This window comes from Duganella sp. Dugasp56, from assembly GCF_047304105.1.
In the GTDB taxonomy this organism is placed as follows: Bacteria; Pseudomonadota; Gammaproteobacteria; order Burkholderiales; family Burkholderiaceae_D; genus Rugamonas; species Rugamonas hordei.
The window spans coordinates 1-1,810 of sequence record NZ_JBGLYQ010000105.1 but is presented as its reverse complement, the minus strand read 5'-3'; the positions used below and the strand labels follow the sequence as shown (position 1 = coordinate 1,810).

Here is a 1,810-nt window from a genome sequence, read left to right as displayed (position 1 = left end):
GATTATGAGGCGTTTCGAATGTTTCGTCAAGCACTACATTTTCTTCTCTTTTCCCGCAACACTCAGCATTTGCATGCACCGTTTTGCGGGGAGGCGAACTATAGCAAAGGCAGGCCGGTATCCGCAAGGCTTATTTTCCGAACTACTACAATCGCGGCCTCTCGACTCAGCAAGAATAGCGGGCGCTTTCCTGATCCTGTCGTTCTATTCGGAAGTGGTGGCATGGGTGTTCGCGTATGTCTTCAAGGCCATCGACGGCTCTACCCTCAGTAGCGATCGCTGCTGTGGCAGTGGGGCGTGCTCGCCTTCATCGGCGGCATTCTGGTGATGATCACCTTACTGCGCTACGTGTCACCGGTGCTGATCCTGCTGGTGATGCTCAAGGGATTGAATATGTTTTAATCCAACGGTCTTGCTCTTTTTTACCCTGGCCATTGCAGGTTGCATATACTGTCCTCATCGTGAATTCCTCAGGCCGCAAGAATGAACCAGAGCGAGATCCCTGTAGTACCGATGCCGACGATCCTGATCGTCGATGACTCGCTGTCCTACCTGGCCGCGCTGCTGGACCGCCTGGAGCGGCACGGCTTCATGATCGTGCTGGCGCAGACCGCCGCCGAAGGGCTGATGCGCGCGGAGTTCGCCGAGCCCGATCTGATCCTGTTGGATGTCGTCATGCCCGACATCGACGGTTTCGAGGCTTGCCGCCGCCTCAAGGCCGGCAAGACCACCAAGGATATACCCGTCATCTTCATGACCGGCCTCACCGACCCCAAACAAAAAGTGACGGGCTTCGATGCCGGCGGGGTCGACTACATCACCAAGCCGTTCCAGATCGAGGAAGTGCTGGCGCGCATCAACACCCACCTGGCGCTGCGCAGGGCGCACCGCGAGCTACAGGACATGGTGGGCACCCTGGCCAAGGCGCGCGAGGACATTGTGCGCAACGAAAAGCTGGCCGGACTGGGGGCGATGGTGGCCGGCATCGCGCACGAGCTGAATACGCCGATCGGCAACAGCCTGATGGCCGCCACCACCTTTGAAGTGCAGACCGACGACATCGGCCAGCATCTCGCCAGCGAAGGCGTCATCACACGCAAGGAGTTCGAGCACTACATCCAGAATGCGCGGCTGTCCGTGGACATCCTGAGCCGCAACCTGCATCGCGCGGCCGACATCGTCACCAACTTCAAACAGGTGGCGGTCGACCAGACCAGCTCGCAGCGGCGCAGCTTTTTATTGGCCGAGGTTGTGGCGGGCAATGTGCTGACCTTGCAGCCCACCATCAAGCGCACGCCGTTCGTCATCAAGCAGCATGTACCGGAAGACTTGATGATGGAGAGTTATCCCGGCCCGCTGGGCCAGGTGATTACCAACTTGATCAACAACGCCATCGTGCACGCCTATGATGGCCGCCGAGATGGCCTGATTGCAGTGACGGCGCAGTTGTCCGCGCAAGGGTTGGTGACGCTCGGCGTGGAAGACCACGGTGTCGGCATTCGGCGCGAGGATGTGCCGCGTATCTTCGATCCATTCTTCACCACCAAGCTGGGCGTCGGCGGTTCAGGGCTGGGCCTGAACATCGTGCACAACATTGTCACTGAAATCCTCGGCGGCACGATCAGCGTCAGCAGCGAACTGGGCGGGGGTACCCGCTTCACGCTGATGCTACCGATGTCGGCGCCGGTGAAATAAAAAAACCCCACCAGGATCACCTGGTGGGGTTTTTTCTTTATAACTAGCCTGACGATAACCTACTTTCACACTGGTTGCAGCACTATCATCGGCGCAGAGTTGTTTCACGGTCCTG

General features: G+C 58.5%; 1 protein-coding gene. It reads left to right on the top strand.

The genetic code is table 11. The annotated features are described in order from the left end of the window. Positions 1 to 483: 483 nt before the first annotated feature. The gene (locus ACCD07_RS32230; protein ID WP_413449687.1) at positions 484 to 1,695 is read left to right on the top strand and encodes a sensor histidine kinase; all 1,212 of its coding nucleotides are present in this window, start codon (positions 484 to 486) and stop codon (positions 1,693 to 1,695) included. Positions 1,696 to 1,810: the final 115 nt, after the last annotated feature.